This is a genomic window from Fodinicurvata sediminis DSM 21159, assembly GCF_000420625.1.
GTDB lineage: Bacteria > Pseudomonadota > Alphaproteobacteria > Kiloniellales > DSM-21159 > Fodinicurvata > Fodinicurvata sediminis.
In genome coordinates this window covers 507,731-525,236 of sequence record NZ_ATVH01000013.1, presented here as the reverse complement: position 1 = coordinate 525,236, position 17,506 = coordinate 507,731, and the positions used below count along the sequence as shown (strand labels likewise).

General features: G+C 65.9%; 12 protein-coding genes. 9 read left to right on the top strand and 3 right to left on the bottom strand.

What is annotated here, in order from left to right; translation table 11 throughout:
* Positions 1–33 precede the first annotated feature (33 nt).
* Entirely contained in the window at positions 34–1,026 is a 993-nt protein-coding gene (cysK, locus tag G502_RS0107540; protein WP_022728055.1) for a cysteine synthase A, read from the top strand.
* Positions 1,027–1,272: 246 nt separating this feature from the next.
* Here cysK and G502_RS0107535 read toward each other — a convergent pair whose 3' ends face one another.
* Positions 1,273–1,698 (bottom strand): VOC family protein, encoded by a 426-nt coding sequence (locus tag G502_RS0107535; RefSeq protein ID WP_022728054.1) that lies wholly within the window; start codon positions 1,696–1,698, stop codon positions 1,273–1,275.
* Between the two features lie 71 nt (positions 1,699–1,769).
* Between G502_RS0107535 and G502_RS0107530 the strand changes: the two genes are divergently transcribed.
* Together G502_RS0107530 and G502_RS0107525 are read left to right on the top strand one after the other, a co-directional pair.
* Entirely contained in the window at positions 1,770–2,369 is a 600-nt protein-coding gene (locus G502_RS0107530; protein ID WP_022728053.1) for a TetR/AcrR family transcriptional regulator, read from the top strand.
* Positions 2,370–2,519: 150 nt separating this feature from the next.
* The gene (locus G502_RS0107525) at positions 2,520–3,350 is read left to right on the top strand and encodes a HesA/MoeB/ThiF family protein (protein WP_022728052.1); all 831 of its coding nucleotides are present in this window, start codon (positions 2,520–2,522) and stop codon (positions 3,348–3,350) included.
* 36 nt (positions 3,351–3,386) lie between these two features.
* On the opposite strand, the gene G502_RS0107520 is transcribed toward G502_RS0107525, so the two are convergent.
* Positions 3,387–4,733 carry a sodium-dependent transporter gene (locus G502_RS0107520; protein ID WP_026989196.1) on the bottom strand — a complete coding sequence of 449 codons (1,347 nt, stop codon included), beginning with the start codon at positions 4,731–4,733 and terminating at the stop codon, positions 3,387–3,389.
* A 364-nt stretch (positions 4,734–5,097) separates the two neighbouring features.
* Here G502_RS0107520 and G502_RS19205 point away from each other — a divergent pair, with 364 nt between their 5' ends.
* On the top strand, positions 5,098–7,293 hold the full coding sequence (locus tag G502_RS19205; RefSeq protein ID WP_022728050.1) for a sensor histidine kinase: 2,196 nt from the start codon (positions 5,098–5,100) through the stop codon (positions 7,291–7,293).
* Positions 7,294–7,352: 59 nt separating this feature from the next.
* Here G502_RS19205 and G502_RS0107510 read toward each other — a convergent pair whose 3' ends face one another.
* Entirely contained in the window at positions 7,353–8,372 is a 1,020-nt protein-coding gene (locus G502_RS0107510) for an NAD(P)/FAD-dependent oxidoreductase (RefSeq protein ID WP_022728049.1), read from the bottom strand.
* 175 nt (positions 8,373–8,547) lie between these two features.
* Between G502_RS0107510 and tsaE the strand changes: the two genes are divergently transcribed.
* From tsaE to addA, 5 genes are read left to right on the top strand one after another with little or no spacing between them, the layout of a single operon-like run.
* Positions 8,548–9,075, top strand: a complete 528-nt coding sequence (tsaE, locus tag G502_RS0107505; RefSeq protein WP_022728048.1) for a tRNA (adenosine(37)-N6)-threonylcarbamoyltransferase complex ATPase subunit type 1 TsaE — start codon at positions 8,548–8,550, stop codon at positions 9,073–9,075.
* Complete coding sequence (locus G502_RS19200; RefSeq protein ID WP_022728047.1) at positions 9,072–10,121, top strand: aminoglycoside phosphotransferase family protein; 1,050 nt, start codon at positions 9,072–9,074, stop codon at positions 10,119–10,121. The genes tsaE and G502_RS19200 overlap by 4 nt, the downstream gene beginning before the upstream one ends.
* Positions 10,118–10,864, top strand: a complete 747-nt coding sequence (locus G502_RS19195; protein WP_022728046.1) for a nucleotidyltransferase family protein — start codon at positions 10,118–10,120, stop codon at positions 10,862–10,864. The genes G502_RS19200 and G502_RS19195 overlap by 4 nt, the downstream gene beginning before the upstream one ends.
* 3 nt (positions 10,865–10,867) lie before the next feature.
* Positions 10,868–13,903: a double-strand break repair protein AddB gene (gene addB, locus G502_RS0107490; protein WP_022728045.1), complete on the top strand. Its 3,036-nt coding sequence runs from the start codon at positions 10,868–10,870 to the stop codon at positions 13,901–13,903.
* A 13-nt stretch (positions 13,904–13,916) separates the two neighbouring features.
* Positions 13,917–17,453, top strand: a complete 3,537-nt coding sequence (gene addA, locus G502_RS19190; RefSeq protein WP_022728044.1) for a double-strand break repair helicase AddA — start codon at positions 13,917–13,919, stop codon at positions 17,451–17,453.
* The last annotated feature ends 53 nt before the right edge of the window (positions 17,454–17,506 follow it).

Below are 17,506 nucleotides of genomic sequence, written 5' to 3'. Positions count from 1 at the left end.
CCAACCACTTGCCACCGTTAACGGACTGTCGCAATGGATACACCGAGTGCGCCGAAATCTGGAGCCTCCAGCACACCCCCGCCGGAGAGCCGGGGGCGCATCTACGACTCCGTGCTCGAAACCGTGGGGGCCACACCGCTAATACGCCTGTCACGCCTGATGGAGGCCCGGAGCTGCCGGGCCGACCTTCTTGGCAAGTGCGAGTTCTTCAATCCGCTCAGCTCGGTGAAGGACCGCATCGGTGTCGCCATGATCGAGGCACTGGAGGCCAGCGGGAAGATCGGCCCCAACACCACCATCATCGAGCCGACCAGCGGCAACACCGGCATCGCACTGGCCTTCGCCTGCGCCGCCAAGGGCTACCGGCTGATCCTGACCATGCCCGAGACCAGCTCCACCGAACGGCGCAAGATGCTGAAGCTGCTGGGCGCCGAACTGGAACTGACCGATGGCACACTGGGCATGCGCGGCGCTCTGGACCGGGCGGATAGCCTTCTGAAAGAAATCGGCGATGCCGTCATCCCGCAGCAGTTCGACAACCCGGCCAATCCGGAGATCCACATGCGCACCACGGCCGAGGAGATCTGGACCGACACGGGCGGCAAGGTGGATATTCTGGTCAGCTCCGTGGGCACCGGCGGCACGCTGACCGGTGTCGGCCGTGTCCTGCGCCGGCACAATCCGGACCTGCGGATCGTGGCCGTCGAGCCCGAGGACAGTGCCGTCCTGTCCGGCGGCATGCCGGGACCGCACCGGATCGAGGGCATCGGCGCCGGTTTCGTGCCGGGCAACCTGGACACCAGCCTGATCGACGAGGTGCTCAAGATCGGCAACGACACGGCCTTCCGCACGGCGCGCCAGACCGCCGCGATAGAGGGCCTGCCCGTGGGCATCTCCTCGGGCGCGGCCCTGGCTGCCGCGCTGGAAGTGGGTGAACGTCCCGAGAATGCCGACAAGGCCATGGTGGCCATCCTGCCTTCCATGGCCGAGCGCTATCTGTCCACGCAACTCTTCGAGGGGCTCTAGATCGTCTGGACAGACACCTGATCCATGATGGAATTGGAGCAGCGATGGTGACCACGGCCAGATGGTATCTGGCCGTTTTCTCTAAGCGTACAGCATGGCGCTTTCCTGGCCTGACGTGGGCGCGGAACTGACAGGGCGCCCTAGATCGCACGGTTATGTTGATCCTGCGGCTCAGCGCTCCACTGGACCAGCCAAGAGCCTACCCCAGACTTGATCCAGAAGCCTGATCTTGATCTTGATAGGCCGCTATTTCGGCAGCGCCTGGTCGCTGTACTGCGCGGCAAACTCAGCCGTGGGCGGAATCGGCTTGATGACGTCAATCATGACACCATTGGGGTCGACGGTAATGAAATGCCGCTGCCCGAACGCCTCGTCGCGCAGCTCTTGCAGTATCCGAAGCCCCGCTGCCTGGACACGCACATATTCAGCATCCGGATCGTCCACCTCGAAATTGAGAAGCAGCCCAGACACGCGGCCACGCCACGCGGCCGGAATCGTCTCATGAGAGCCGTCGAGGATCGCAAGGTTGACGCTCGGCGTCTCCGATGATTGCAGATGCACGTACCAACCGCCGTCGAACTGCACCTCGAAACCGAAATGCGTCTGATAGAATCGCGCTGTTTCCGCGACATCTTCCGTCATGATAACGGGATAGTAACTGGTCGTCTTCATGGGGCTTTCCTCCTGAGAAGCAGTTACATACAATATGTATGAAAGTATCAATTAACATACAGGCTGAATGTATGCAAGAAAGCCGCCGGCGCACCAACCAAGAACGCACCGCCGCCACACGCGAGAGGCTCATCGCCGCCGCAAGACAGCTCTTCGTGGAAAAATCCTATGCCGAGACGAGCACACCTGAGATCGTTGCTCGGGCCGGCCTGACGCGGGGCGCGCTCTATCATCATTATGCGGATAAACAGAGCCTGTTCCACGCCGTGGTGGTGGAGGAGGCGAGAAAGGTTGCCGGCGAGATCGAAGCGCGCTCGGTCAACTCCACAACCCCACTTCAGGGGCTGCTGACAGGCGGCGAGGCCTTTCTGGAGGCCATGGCGGTGCCTGGCCGCACACGCCTGCTTCTGCTGGACGGACCGGCCGTACTCGGACAGGCAACGATGGACCAAATCGATGAGGCTCACGGCAACCGGACCCTGCGCGAGGGGTTGATCGCAGCAATGCAGGCGGGCCAAATCCGCAGGCTGCCGCCGGCAGCGCTGGCAGCGCTTCTGGGCGCCGCATATGACCGTGCGGCGCTGGTGATCGAAGCCGGCGGCGATGCCGAGGCGCTGCATCAGACGCTCGCCGCCCTGCTCGAAGGACTTGCCGTGGAGGATGGCGGTTAGCACAGTGGCCAAAAAAAGAGCGTCCTCTGTGCGAACCAGAAGGCGCAAGGCACTCCAACTTCAATGTGGTAGAGCAAAATCACATGGCTTAATAGATCGCAAACAGATTCCCTGAAACCACGATTTGCCCTAGAGGCCAAAGGACTCGCGATGGATTTCACCGACGCCCAGATTGACCGCTACGCCCGCCATCTGGTCCTGGACGAGATCGGAGAGGAGGGCCAGGCCCGGCTGGTCCAGGCAAAGGTCCTGGTGATCGGTGCCGGAGGTCTGGGCTCACCCCTGCTGCTCTATCTGGCCTCCGCCGGCGTGGGCACGCTGGGCGTCATCGACGATGACCGGGTGGACCTGTCCAACCTGCAACGCCAGGTGATCCACACCACCGCCGACATCGACAAGGCGAAGACAGAATCGGCCGCCGAACATCTGCGGGCGCTGAACCCGGAAGTCACGCTGAACACCCACGATGCACGCCTTTCCGCCGCGAACGCGGCTGAGATCATCGCGCAATACGATCTGGTGGCTGACGGCAGCGACAGCTTCGCAACCCGCTATCTGGTGAACGACGCCTGCCACCTGGTCGGCCGCCCCCTGGTCTCGGCCTCCATCATGCGTTTCGATGGCCAGCTTGCCACCTTCCGCAGCCATCTGGGCCACGGGCCCGACGGTCGGCAGAACCCCTGCTATCGCTGTCTTTACGGCGAGCAGCCGGAAGCCGGCCGCGATTCCTGTGCCGATGTAGGCGTGCTGGCCATGCTGCCCGGCGTCATGGGCAGCCTGCAGGCCGCAGAAGTGGTAAAGGAAATTCTGGGTATGGGCGACAGCATGGCAGGGCGTTTGCTGCTTTACGATGCATTGGCAACGCGGTTCCAGACCATCACCCTGCCGGCCGACCCGGATTGCCCGCTCTGCGGGACGGCGCCGCGGATCCGCGCACTGGATCCCGAACTCTACGGGGAAGCGCCGGCCTGCCGCAGCTGACAGGCCGGCGCCCAACACCACCCCACAAGCCAGACTTCACCCGACCAGATTGAAGACAAACACCAGGATCACGCCGATCGGCGCGATGAAGCGCGCCGCGACGTTCCAAGCCGTGGCCGCGCCACCGCTCAGGCCCAGTTCCTTCGCCACACTGTCGCGGCTCAGCACCCAGCCGGCAAAGAGCACGGCGCCGAGGCCGGTCAGCGGCAGCAGGATCTTCGCCGTCACGGTATCCAGCAGATCGAAGATGTTGAGCCCGAAGAGCACCGTGAAGTCCCAGAGATTGAAGGACAGCAGGGCGGCAACGCCCAGGCCCCAGATCGCAAAGGATGCAACCACAGTTGCGGGAACGCGTGACAACGGACTGCGCTCCTCCAGGAACTCGACCACCGGCTCCAGCAGTGAGATCGCCGAGGTGAGTGCGGCAAAGGTCAGCAGCAGGAAGAAGATCAGGCCCAGAAGCCAGCCGGCCGTCATGCCGCCGAAGGCAATCGGCAGGGTCACGAAGATCAGGCCCGGCCCCTCGCTGGGATCCAGGCCGTTGGCGAAGACGATGGGGAAGATGGCCAGGCCGGCCAGCAACGCGATCACGGTGTCCAGGATGATGACCGTGCGGGCCGCGCCCAGAAGCTTCACCTCCTGCCCCAGATAGGAGCCATAGGAGATCATGATGCCCATGCCCAGAGACAGGGTGAAGAAAGCCTGTCCCATGGCGGCCAGGACCACGTCCCCCGTGAACGCGCTCATGTCGGGGGCGAACATGAAGGCCAGAGCCTCGCCGAAGTGTCCGCTGAACATGCCGTAAATCACAAGGACAACCAGCAGCACCACAAGTGCCGGCATCAGTAGGCGCACCGCCTTCTCCAGGCCCTGGTTCACGCCGAAGGCCACGATGCCCAGGACCAGGGCCATGAAGATCGTGTGCCACAGCATAAGCATGCCGGGACTTTCCAGAAGCGCGCCGAACAGGCCCTCGATGGTCGCCGCATCCTGGCCGCTGAAATCACCGGTCAGCGAAGATAGCGTATAGGACAGCGACCAACCGCCGATCACGCTGTAGAAGGATAGAATCAGGAAAGCGGCCAGCACGCCGCTGACGCCCACGAGGATCCAGGCCTGGCTGCTGCCGTTCTTGCGGGCCAGCTCGGCCAGGCTGTTGATCGGGTTCTTCTGGCCACGCCGCCCGATCATCCACTCCGATACCAGGATCGGCAGGCCGACCAGGGCAATGCAGAGCAAATAGACCAGCACGAAGGCCGCACCGCCACTGTCTCCCACAAGATAGGAAAATCGCCAGATATTGCCCAGGCCCACGGCCGACCCCGTGGCCGCCAGGATGAAGGTCATGCGCGATGACCACTGCGCGTGAAACGACTTTGCCATCACTTCCCCCCAGAGCTCTGTCGATTACAGGAAGACTGCGCGCTCAAAACTGCCCAGACAGTCCTTGAAAAAGCTGCAAGATTCTAGCACAGCCTGACAGCAAAGAAAAACGGACGGAAAGATCTTGCCCGCTCCATGACCCATATTTTCCCGTCATGTCATTTCCGGGACCTGTCAGGCAAGTTTGTGGCCTGTTCTTGCTCGTTGATTTGCATGTTCCTAGACTTGGCCCGCAGTTTCGGGAGAAAAGGGCAGCAATCTTCGTGAAACAACCGTACGGGGCGCAAAGCGTCATGACCTTCCTGCACCATGGACACGCCAAGCATTGGCGGCGCCCGGGGACCCTTCGCCTGGGAACTATTCAATGACTCCCTTCGCGCTTCCGGCTCTTGCGGTTGCTGTCCTGGTTATCCTGGTTTTGGCCTGGCTGCTCTGGCGCAGCCGACGTCAGCTGCAGGAAGAGCAGGTCGTTTTTGAGCGCGACACGCAGGAGCTGCGAAGTGGTCGCGCTTCCATGGAACGCCGGGTCGGCAACCTGAACGAGCTGCTCGCCGCCACGGAAAGCGAGCGCAGCACGGCACGGGCCAGTGAACGCGCCCTGCGCGGCTTGCTGGACAGCCTGCCCCTGCCCGTCTGGCAGCGCGGCGATGACCTGACCCTGACCTATTGCAATCGGGCTTATCTTCTGGCGGTCGAGCAGTCTTTCGAGCAGGTTCTGCGCGAGGGCACGGAACTGGTCGAGGACCCCGACCGTGCCCAGGCCCGGCAGCTGGCACAGAGGGCGCTTGAGAGCAACCAGTCGGAAGCCAAGCGTTTCCATATTGTTGTCGGCGGGGAAAGGCGCCTGATGGAGGTCATGGAAACCCCGCTTGCAGACGGCAGCCTGCTGGGCCATGCCCGGGATGTCACTGAAGTCGAGGCGCTCGAGGTCGGTTTCCAGCGCTACAAGGAGGCGCAGGGGGTTCTGCTGGAGCACCTGGGTGTCGGCATCGCCATCTATGGCGCCGACATGCACCTGGATTTCTACAACACGGCCTATGCCCGGATCTGGCGCCTGGACGATTCCTTCCTGGCGGACAAGCCGCATCTCTTCGACCTGCTGGAGTGGCTGCGCGAACACCGCCGCCTGCCGGAGCAGGCCGATTTCTCGAGCTATAAACGTCAGCTCCTGCGCAACTACCAGACCCTGCTCGAGCCTGCGGAGGAGCTGATTCACCTGCCGGACGGCACGACCCTCAGGGTGACCATGACGCCGCACCCCTCCAGCGGTGTCATCCTGACCTATGAGGACGTGACCGACCGCCTGCAACTGGAGCGCACCTACAACACCCTGCTGGACGTCCAGCGCGAAACGCTGGACAACCTTCACGAAGGAGTGGCCGTCTTCGGTGCCGACGGACGCCTGAAGCTTTACAATCCCGCCTTCGCCCAGATCTGGAACCTCTCCCTGGACTGGCTGGGCGAGCAACCCCATGTGCGCGATGTCATCCATGCCTGGCGCAGCTATTTCGACCTGCCCGAGGAAGGCTGGCAGACCTACCTGGAGCACATGGTCGCCCGCGCCACGGAGCCCGAAACCGACCACGGCCAGTTGGAGCGCGCCGACGCTTCCATTGTCGAATGGTCCCAGGTGGCCCTGCCCGACGGCGCCAGCCTCTTCGCCTATGTGGACATCACCGACTCCACCCGTGTCGAGCGTGCGCTGCGCGAACGCAACGAGGCGCTCGAGACAGCCGACCGCCTGAAATCCGAATTTATCGCCAACATCTCCTACGAGCTGCGCACGCCGCTCAACGCCACCATCGGCTTCGCGGAAATCCTGCAGAACTGCTACTTCGGCCCCCTGAACGAGCGCCAGCAGGGTTATGCCCAGGCCATCGTCGAATCCTCCGAACGGCTGATCGCGCTGATCAACGACATCCTGGACCTGGCCTCCATCGAGGCCGGCTACCTGCAGCTCGACCGCAAGCCGGTGGAGCTGAACCGGTTGCTGGAATCCGTCGAGGCGCTCTGGCGCGAACGCGCGCACCTGCGCGAGCTGAAGCTGGAGATTCACTGCGAAGAGGGGCTGGACGCCCTCTACTGCGACGAAAAGCGCCTACGCCAGGCGCTGTTCAACCTGCTGTCCAATGCCTTCCGCTTCACGCCCGACGGTGGCACGATCCACCTGAAGGCCCAACGCCAAGACCAGGAAATCCTGCTGACGGTCACCGACAACGGCATCGGCATCCCGCCCGAGGAGCAGTCGCGCATCTTTGGCCAGTTCGAGCGCGGCCGCCTGTCCCAGAACCGACGCCAACGCGCCGGGGCCGGGTTGGGCCTCTCACTGGTGAAGAGCCTGATCGAACTGCACGGCGGCTGGGTGGAACTGGCCTCGGAGGTCGACAGGGGCACCTCGGTCACCTGCCACCTGCCCCTGGACCCGGCCGATCCTCAGGCCGCGCTCCCACAAGCCGCCCTGCAGAATGCGCTGCCCCCTGGCGGATCGGCCGAAGCGGCTGCCAACCGCCTGCTGCAGCGTTTCACGTCTTCATCAGACGGCAACAGCGGCCCGGCCTGAAGCCGGGACCCTGTAGTCATTGTCTGAAGCCGAGGGCAACTGAGCTCCCGATCCAGCACCTACGCCCGGCCGGGCACGCCCTTGGTCGTGGAATACTCCCAATGCAGTTCCTCATCGGGATGGACCCGCGGATGGATGGCATGGGCGGCGGTGGCAGCCTCCGAGAATCCGCTCAGGATCAGTTTCAGCTTGTTGCGATAGCTGGCCACGTCTCCGATGGCGTGGATGCCGGGCAGGTTGGTCTCGCAGGTGAAGGGATCCACGGTCAGGGTCTGGCGGTCCAGGTCCAGGCCCCAGTCGCGGATCGGCCCCAGGTCCATGGACAGCCCGAAGAAGGGCAGCAGACGATCGGCCTCCAGGCGGCGCTCCACGTCATCGAAATCCCGCACGACCACGGCCTGGAGTTCGCCGTCATGGCCTTCCAGGCGGTGCAGTTGATAGGGAACCACCAGCTCGATCCGCCCCGCCTCGGCCAGGGCATGCAGCTTGGCCACACTATCCGGTGCGCCGCGGAACTTGGCACGGCGGTGAACCACATAGACCTTGCGCGCGATGTCGGCCAGCAGGATCGACCAGTCCAGCGCCGAGTCCCCGCCGCCGGCGATCACCACGCTGTGATCCCGGAAATCCTCGGGCTTGGTCACGTAATAGAAAACCGATGTGCCCTCATAGGCCCGCAGGTTCTCCAGGGGTGGGCGATTGGGTCCGAAAGCACCGACCCCGGCGGCCAGGATGATGGCCTTGGCCTCCACCACGCTCCCGCGCGAGGTGGTCACGCGCCACCAATCGCCGGTCCGCTCCAGCTTCTCGACGCGCTGGTCCAGGTGATAGACCGGTTCGAAGGGCGCCGCCTGCTCCAGCAACTGCTCGATCAGTTCGGCTGCGCCAACGCGCGGAAAGCCGGGGATGTCATAGATGGGCTTCTCGGGATAGAGCGCCGCGCATTGTCCGCCCGGCACCTCCAGCGTGTCGATCACGTGGCACTGCATCTTCAGCATGCCGCATTCGAATATGGCAAAGAGACCCACGGGACCGGCCCCCACGATGGCCACGTCCGTGCGCGCTGGTGCTTCCGACATGAGATTATCCCGAAACTTCTGAGCGATTACCCTGGAGCGCGGCTAACATGGCCGCAGCATTGTCCTCTTGCAAGGCCCACGTCAGGCCTGTTTCAGTCGAACGTTGTCGTCGCGCGCCGGGCTTGTATAAAGGGCGGTGACGGCGCACCAGGGAAAACGACTCCCGGGAGGACAGGTGACGGAGCGCGCAGCGAGACCACTGGACAGCGAAGCGGCCACCAGGGCCCTGGCGCAGGAACTGGCTGCCCTGGCGCGGCCCGGCGACGTCCTCCTGCTGTCCGGCGAGCTGGGCGCCGGCAAGAGCGTGTTCGCGCGCGCCTTCATCAATGCCCTGCCCGGGCCGGTCGAGGAGGTGCCAAGCCCCACCTTCACCCTGGTTCAGACCTATCACCGTGGTTATCTGAAAGGCGGCAACCGAGAGGGCGGTGATCAGGAGGGCGGCGATCAGGAGGGCGGGGGCCTGGATGTCTGGCACTTCGACCTCTATCGCCTGGAAAGTCCGGATGAGGTCTGGGAACTGGGCCTGGAGGAAGCCCTGGGGGAAGGAGTCTCCCTGATCGAGTGGCCGGAACGCCTGGGCCATGCTCTTCCGCCCTCGCGACTCGAGATCGAGTTCAGCCATGGAGACAGCGAAAGCCGGCGCGAAGCCCGGATAACGCCTTACGGCAGCTGGACGGAACGCCTGGCCAGCGGGGCGGCATGATGCAGGCAAGCGCGGCGGAACGGGAGCAGACCGCACAGATCTTCCTGCAGCAGGCCGGCTGGACCGGTGCGCAGGTGGAGCTGCTGGCCGCCGACGCCTCGTTCCGGCGCTACTTCCGCGTGTTCGGCTCCAGGGAAACGGCGATCCTGATGGACGCGCCGCCCCAGAAGGAGAATGCCGAGGCCTTCCTGCGCATCGCCGAGCAGCTGGTGGGACTGGGGCTGAGCGCGCCGCGTTGCCTGGCCCGGGACCTGAAGCAGGGCTTCCTGCTGCTGGAGGACTTCGGCGACCGCACCTTCACGCGGGTCTTGGACGAGGGGGCCAGCGAAACACAGCTCTACGACCTGGCCGTGGACACGCTGGCCGCCCTTCACACGCGCTGGCCGGACTCGTCCAAACCGGAGACTCTGCCGGCCTACGATCTGCAGAAGCTGCTGGATGAAGCGGCCCTGTTCATAGACTGGTACCTGCCATCAGCCGGCATACGCCTGCCGGACCAGGCCCGCCGTACCTACCTGGCGCTCTGGCAGGAGCTTCTGGAACCTGTGCTGCAGGACGACAGCCTGCCCCACGTTCTGGTCCTGCGTGACTATCACGTGGACAACCTGATGATCCTCCCTGGACGCAATGGCCCGGCCGCCTGCGGTCTGCTGGATTTCCAGGACGCTGTCATCGGCCCGCCGGCCTATGACCTGGTTTCCCTGCTGCGCGATGCGCGCCGGGATGTGCCGGCCGGCCTGCAGGCGCGCGCGCTGGAGCGCTACCTGTCGGCTTGCCCCGAATGGCCCAGGGTCAGCTTCGAACGCGCCTACTGGATCCTGGGGGCCCAGCGCAATGCCAAGATCATCGGTATCTTCACCCGCCTGGCACAGCGCGACGGCAAACCGCGCTATCTCGCCCACCTGCCGCGCCTCTGGCGCCTGCTGGAGGAGGAATTGTCCCGCCCGGACCTGGCCGCCCTGCGTGTCTGGTTCGACGAACAGGTGCCGGCCTCCGCCCGGCACTCCGCCAACCTGAAGTCCGCTGTTACCGGAGTATCCACATGAATCCACGCTCCCCGTCCCGCGCCATGGTGCTGGCTGCCGGATACGGCAAACGCATGCGCCCCCTGAGCGACGAACGCCCGAAACCGCTGATCGAGGTTCACGGCCGTCCCATGATCGACCGTGTGCTGGACCGCCTGGCCGCTGCCGGAGTGAAGGAGGCCGTCGTCAACCTGCACTACAAGGGGGACATGCTGCGCACGCACCTGGCCGGCCGCAGCCGGCCGGAGATCTTCTTCTCCGAAGAGACCGAAATCCTGGACACCGGCGGCGGCATCGCCAACGCCCTGCCGCAGCTGGGCGCCGAGGCTTTCTATGTGGCCAACAGCGACGTGGTCTGGCTGGACGGCCTGCGGCCCGCCCTGGAGCGGCTGGCCAGTTTCTGGGACGACAGCCGGATGGATGCCCTGCTGCTGCTGCATTCTGCCGCGCTCGCCTTCGGCTACGAAGGGCAGGGGGACTTTACCCTGGCTCCGGATGGACAGGTCCGCCGGCGCAACGAACGTGAAGTCGCCCCCTTCGTCTTCACCGGCCTGCAGATCCTGCATCCGCGTCTTTTCGAGAACGCGCCCGAGGGCGCCTTCTCGCTCAACCGGCTCTGGGACCGTGCCATCGAGAACCAGCGCCTCTACGGCCTGCGCCACGACGGGCTCTGGTTCCACGTGGGTACGCCGGAATTGCTCGCGGAAACCGAGCAGGAACTCTCCTACGAACTCGGCAAGCCACGTCCCGAACCCGTCGTGTAGACCATGACCGCACCCACGGCCAGCGTCACCACCATCCCGCCGGAAATCTCCTTCGTCGATGCCCTGGCCGACGGCCTGCTGAAGCGTTTTGACGAACCCCTGACCCTTTCGCGAGTCACACTGCTGCTGCCCACACGCCGCGCCGTGCGCAGCCTGCAGGAGGCTTTCCTGCGTCACTCCGGCGGCCGCGCCCTGCTGCTGCCGCGCATGATGCCGCTGGGAGACCTGGATCCCGAGGAAATCCTGTTGGCCGAAGAGGGAGACTCCGCGGACGAGGGCGCCTTCGACCTGCCACCGGCCCTGCCCGGACTGACGCGCCAGTTGATGCTGGCCCGCCTGGTCCAGGCCTGGCGGTGGCGGAAGATGGGCACGACCGCAGCCTCCGGAACCGCCCCACAGGACGTAGGCGCCATTGAACTGGCCGGTGAGCTGGCGCGCTTCTTCGATCAGGTCCAGACAGAGGGCCTGGACTTCTCTGGCCTGGATGGTCTGGTGGATCAGGAACTGGCCGCCCATTGGGAGGAAACCCTGGATTTCCTGCGGCTGGTCACCGAGCACTGGCCGCAGATCGAGGCAGACGAGGGCTGCATCGGGCCGGCCGAACGTCGTCGACGCCTGCATGAACGGCGCATCGCCCTCTGGAAGGATCGGCCGCCGCAGGACCCCGTGATTGCCGCCGGCTCCACCGGCTCGATCCCCTCCACGGCCGAGCTGCTGAAAGCCATAACCGCCCTGCCGCAGGGGCAGGTCATCCTGCCCGGTCTGGACGAGGATTGCAGTGACACGGTCTGGTCCTGGATCGGCCAGGATCCCACCCATCCGCAATATGGCCTGGCACAGCTTCTGGAGAATCTTGGGATCGAGCGCAGCGAAGTTGCCCCCTGGACCGGCCGGGATGCACCACAGGCGGCACGGCAACGCCGCCGGCTGGTGGCCCAGGCCCTGCTGCCCGCCGAAACGACCCAGCTGTGGCAGGCTGGCCATGCAGCTGACGGAACCCAGCCGGCGGCACCCGACCCCGCCACGGCCCTTGCCGATGTAAAGCGCCTGTCCTGCAGCAGTCCGGGGGAAGAGGCCCTGGCCATCGCGCTGCTGCTGCGCGAGGCCCTGGAAACACCGGAAAAGACCGCGGCCCTGGTCACCCCCGACCGAAACCTGGCACGGCGCGTGGCGGCCGAACTGCGGCGCTGGGACATCGACATCGACGATTCGGCCGGCCAGCCCCTGGCACTGACGCCCCCGGGACAGTTCCTGCGGCTGACGGCGGCGCTGATCGAGGAGGACTGCGCCCCGCTGGCGCTGCTGTCTGCCCTGAAGCATCCCCTGGCCCGGGGCGGGCAGCCCCCCGGTCATTTCCGTGAGACACTGCGCCGTCTGGAACGTGCGGTTCTGCGCGGTCCGCGACCCGCTCCCGGCTTCCAGGGGCTCCAGGCCGCCCTGGACGAAAGCGAGCTGGAAGCCGGCGAACGCACCGCCCTGGCAGAATGGCTGGACAGCCTGTCGGCTGCCTATCGCCCCTGCCAGGAGGCGCGGCGCGGGGGCGGCGACCTGGCTGGCGTCCTCGAAGCGCATCTGCATTTCGCCGAATACCTGGCCACCGGACCCGCACCGGAAGAGGACCAGCAGCTCTGGGCCGGCGAAGCGGGTGAGGCGGCGGCCGACTTCGTTGCCGAATTGCGCCAGGCGGTGGAGCGTGCGCCGGACTTCGGACCGGGCGATTATCCCGCCCTGCTGGACAGCCTGTTGCGCGGCCGGGTGGTACGGCCCCGATTCGGGCGACATCCGCGCCTGTCCATTCTGGGCCCGCTGGAAGCCCGTCTGCTGCACCGCGACCTGCTGATCCTCGGCAGCCTCAACGAGGGCACCTGGCCGGCGGAGAGCGAACCCGGACCCTGGCTCAGCCGCCCCATGCGCCGCACGTTCGGCCTGCCCCCTCTGGAGCGGCGCATTGGCCTGTCGGCCCACGACTTCGCGCAGGCCTTCTGTGCCCCCGAAGTGGTGCTGTCTCGCTCCACCCGTGTCGAGGGCTCGCCCACTGTTCCGTCGCGCTGGCTGTTGCGGCTCGAGGCCTGCCTGGAAAGCCTGGGCCGGCCCCAGGCCATTGCCGATATCTCTGCACGCCTGCAACACTGGGTGGCGGAGGTCGACCGGCCGGCGGAGGTGCACGCCTGTGACCCGCCTGCGCCCCGGCCGCCGCTTGATGCCCGTCCAGACCGCCTTTCGGTCACCCGGGTGGAAACCTGGCTGCGCGATCCCTATGCGCTTTACGCGCGCGAGATCCTGCGCCTGAAGCCCCTGGACCCGCTGGACGCCGATCCCTCGCTGGCCGAGCGCGGCACGCTGATCCACCGCATCCTTGAGCGCTTTGTCCGCAGGTGGCCGCAGGACCTGCCGCAGGATCCCGTGGGCGAACTGCTGGCGATCGGCGCGGAGGAATTCGAACACTTCCGGGCCTGGCCCGGACTCTACGCTTTCTGGATGCCACGCTTCCGCCGCATCGCCCAATGGGTGGCCGAAGCCGAGGCCAGACGCCGCGCCGAACTGGGACAGGGAGAGATTCTGGCAGAGGTCAGCGGCAGCCTTGATCTGCCGGGCGGATTCCGGCTGACCGCCAAGGCCGATCGCATCGAACGCGCACCGGACGGCAGCCTGGCACTGCTGGACTACAAGACCGGCGGCCTGCCATCGAAGAAGGCCGTCCATACAGGTATCGCGCCCCAGCTTCCCCTGGAGGCGGCCATAGCCCAGGCTGGCGGCTTCCAGGGCGTTCCCGCCGGGCCTGTGGAGGCCCTGGTCTTCTGGCGGCTGAGCGGCGCCGAGGCGGCCGGTGCGGAGCTGGAGGTCGGCTCCCCCAAGGACGAAACACTGGCGGACGTGGCTCGCTCCGCCCTGGAGGGGTTGGAGCGTCTGGTCGCGGCCTTTCAGAACCCCGAGACGGCCTATCATGCCCGGCCGCGCCCTTCCTTCGCGCTGCGCTACAATGACTACAGCCATCTTGCGCGCCTCAAGGAATGGGCCAGCAGCAGCGAGGGGACATGAAAGGCGGGTGCACATGAGCAGTGGAACCACAAGCAATGCCGTTGCAGAGGACCGCCAGCAGCGCGCGCAAGGCGCCTCGCAACGCCAGCGTCAGGCGGCCAATCCGCGCAGTTCCGCCTGGGTGACCGCCTCGGCCGGGACCGGCAAGACCAAGGTGCTGACCGACCGGGTGCTGAACCTGCTGCTGGATGGGACACCACCCAACCGCATCGTCTGCCTGACCTTCACCAAGGCAGCCGCCGCCGAGATGCGCATCCGCCTGGCCCGGACGCTGAAGGACTGGGCCACCGCCACGCCGGACAAGCTGGAAGAAGCGCTGCATGCGCTGGGGCACGACCGGCCGGCGCCCGACCTGCTTCTGCGTGCGCGTCAACTCTTCGCGGCCGTCCTGGATGCCCCCGGCGGCATCAAGATCCAGACCATTCACGGCTTCTGCCAGGCCCTGCTGGGGCGCTTCCCGCTGGAGGCCGGGATTGCGCCGCACTTCCGGCTGGTCGAGGAACGCGGGCAGCACGACCTGCTGAACGCGGCACGCGAGGCGGTCCTGGCGGCCCTGGGACAGCCTGGCGAAGACGCGCTGTCGGACGCAATCGACCAGATCACGGCCCTGGTGGGCGAAGAGGACTTCCAGGGCCTGGTGAACAACCTGATCCGCGAGCGTGACCGCCTGGCGCGCCTGCTGGCGGATCTGGGCTCGGAAGAGGCCCTGCTGGCAGCCGTGGCCCGTGCGCTCGAGGTTGAGGGGCAGGGGGCATCCAAGGATTTCCTGGAATCGGCCTGCCGCGACGAAGCCTTCGCCGCCAACGAGTTGCGCCAGGTGGCCAATGCCTTGATGGCCGGCAGCAAGAGCGACGCCAAACGCGGCGAAGTCCTCGCCTCCTGGCTGGCACAACCTCCCGAGTCGCGCGCCCGCGACTGGGAAACCTATCTGGGCGTCTTCTTCACGACGACAGGGACACTGCGCGAAAAACTGGCCCACAAGGAGACCCTGGCCATCCTGCCGACAGCGGCAGGCAGCTTGGAAAGCGAGGCCCATCGCGTGGAGGCCTTGCAGGAGTCCATACGCGCCCTGCGCGTGGCCGAATCCACTTCGGCCCTGCTGCAGCTGGGCCTGCGCATCCTGGATACCTACGAGCGCGAGAAGGCCCTGCGCGGCCTGATGGATTACGAGGACCTGATCCTGAAAAGCCGTGACCTGCTGTCCCGTCCCGGCATTTCGCCCTGGGTGCTCTACAAGCTGGACGGCGGCATCGACCACTTCCTGGTCGACGAGGCTCAGGACACCAACCCCGAGCAATGGGAAATCGTGCGCCTGATCACCGCCGACTTCTTTGCCGGCGACAGCGGCCATGAAACGGCGGCCGGCCTGGACAACCGCACGGTCTTCGCCGTGGGGGACGCCAAGCAGTCGATCTATTCCTTCCAGCGTGCCGAACCGGCGGCCTTTGCCCGCATGCAGGCCTATTTCGCAGAACGCGCCCGCGCCGCCCGGAAGCACTGGGCCTCGGTGGACCTGATCCACTCCTTTCGCTCCTGCCAGGCGGTACTGGATCTGGTGGATGCCGTTTTCGAAAGCGAAAGCATGCACGCCGGCGTCACCTTCGGACGCGGCTGGCTGCCACACGATGCCGTGCGCGTGGGCCAGGCGGGACGCGTCGAGCTCTGGCCGGCGGTCAGCCCGCGCGAACAGGAAAGCGATTCGCCTTGGGATCTGCCCTTGAATCGTCAGGAAGACGACCAGCCCCGCGCCCGTCTGGCCAGCCTGCTGGCAAGCCGCATCCAGCGCTGGACAGCACCGGCCGGCTCGGTCAGGGAGGGCGACGAGGCCTGGCTGGAGGCCCGCGCACGGCCCGTGGCACCGGGAGATATCCTGGTGCTGGTCCGACGGCGCAACGCCTTCGTGAACGAGCTCGTGCGCGAACTGAAGGCCCGCAACGTGCCAGTGGCCGGCGTCGATCGCATGGTCCTGACCGACCAGATGGCGGTCATGGATCTGATGGCCCTGGGCCAGTTCCTGCTGCTGCCCGAGGATGACCTGAACCTGGCCGTGGTGCTGCGCAGCCCCCTGATCGGTCTCAGCGAAGAGCAGCTCTTCCAGCTGGCCTGGAATCGCCCTGGGCAGGGCAGCCTGTGGCGCCAGCTGCGTCGCGTCGCCAAGGAAGATGCCGAACTGCAAGCCGCCCGGGACACATTGGAACAGCTCCTGGCGGAAGCGGACTATCGCCCGCCTTACGAATTCTATGCCGACTTGCTGGCCCGTGGCGGACGGCAGCGCCTGCTGGCCCGCCTTGGGCCCGATGCAGCGGACCCGCTGGAGGAATTCCTGTCTCTGGCGCTGGCCTATGAAAGTGAATACACGCCCTCGCTCCAAGGCTTCCTGCACTGGATGGAGTCGGGCGAGCGCGAGATCAAGCGCGACTTGGAAAGCAACGGCGGCGCCGTGCGCATCATGACGGTGCATGGCGCGAAGGGCCTGCAGGCCCCCATCGTGATCCTGCCCGACACCATGCAGTACACCAAGCCAAACCCCAACCTGCTGTGGCTGGACCAACCGCAAGGCCCCAGCCTTCCGGTCTGGCTGCCGCGCAAGTCCATGGCCGATGCACACTGCCGCACGGCCCTGGAAACGGCCGAACAGCAGGCAGAGGAGGAACACCGGCGCCTGCTCTATGTGGCCCTGACCCGGGCCGAGGACCGCCTTTATATCTGCGGCTGGGAAACACAGCGAACGACACCCGAAACCTGCTGGTACAAACTGGTCGAACCCGCCATGCAAGCCGCCGGCGCCAAGGCGGTCACCTTCGATTTCAGCACGGAGATCGACAATGGCTGGAGCGGCTCGGGTTGGCGCCTCGACACCCCCGGCACGGCGCCTCCCGACCAGACCCAGGATAGCCCAGGTCGCGAACGGCCCTCGGCGGAGTTGCCCGAGTGGATGTTGCGCCCGCCGCCTGTCGAGGCCGAACCGCCACGGCCCCTGACGCCTTCGCGTCCGGCGCAGGATGACCCTGCGCCCCGCTCGCCTCTGCAGGGCAGTCCTGGGCGCATCTTCCGGCACGGGCGCCTGGTCCACAGTCTTCTGGAGCACCTGCCCGAGCTTGCCCCGGCCGAGCGTGAGCCGGCTGGCCTGAGTTTCCTGGGACAAAGCGCCTTCGGGTTGGAGGAAACGGAGCGCCGGGCGATCCTGGAGGAAACCCTGGCGGTCCTGGACAATCCCGGATTTGCCGATTTCTTCGGCCCGAACAGCCGCGCCGAGGTGCCCATCACCGGCCTGCTCGAAAGCGCCGGTCACACCAGGGTTATCAGTGGCCAGATCGACCGCATGGCCGTTCTGACGGAAGAGATCCTGGTCCTGGACTACAAGACCAACCGGCCGCCGCCGCTTACCCCGGACCAGGTGCCAACGGCCTACCTGCGGCAGATGGCCGCCTATGCCCAAGTGCTGTCGGAAGTCTATCCCGACCGCAGGATACGCTGTGCGCTGCTCTGGACAGACGGCCCGAACCTGATGGAACTGCCGGCCGAATCGCTGTCGGGTCATGCGCCTTGACGCTTCCGCTCACAGGCGCCAATACTTCCGCCAAGTCAGCCGGGCGAATCCCG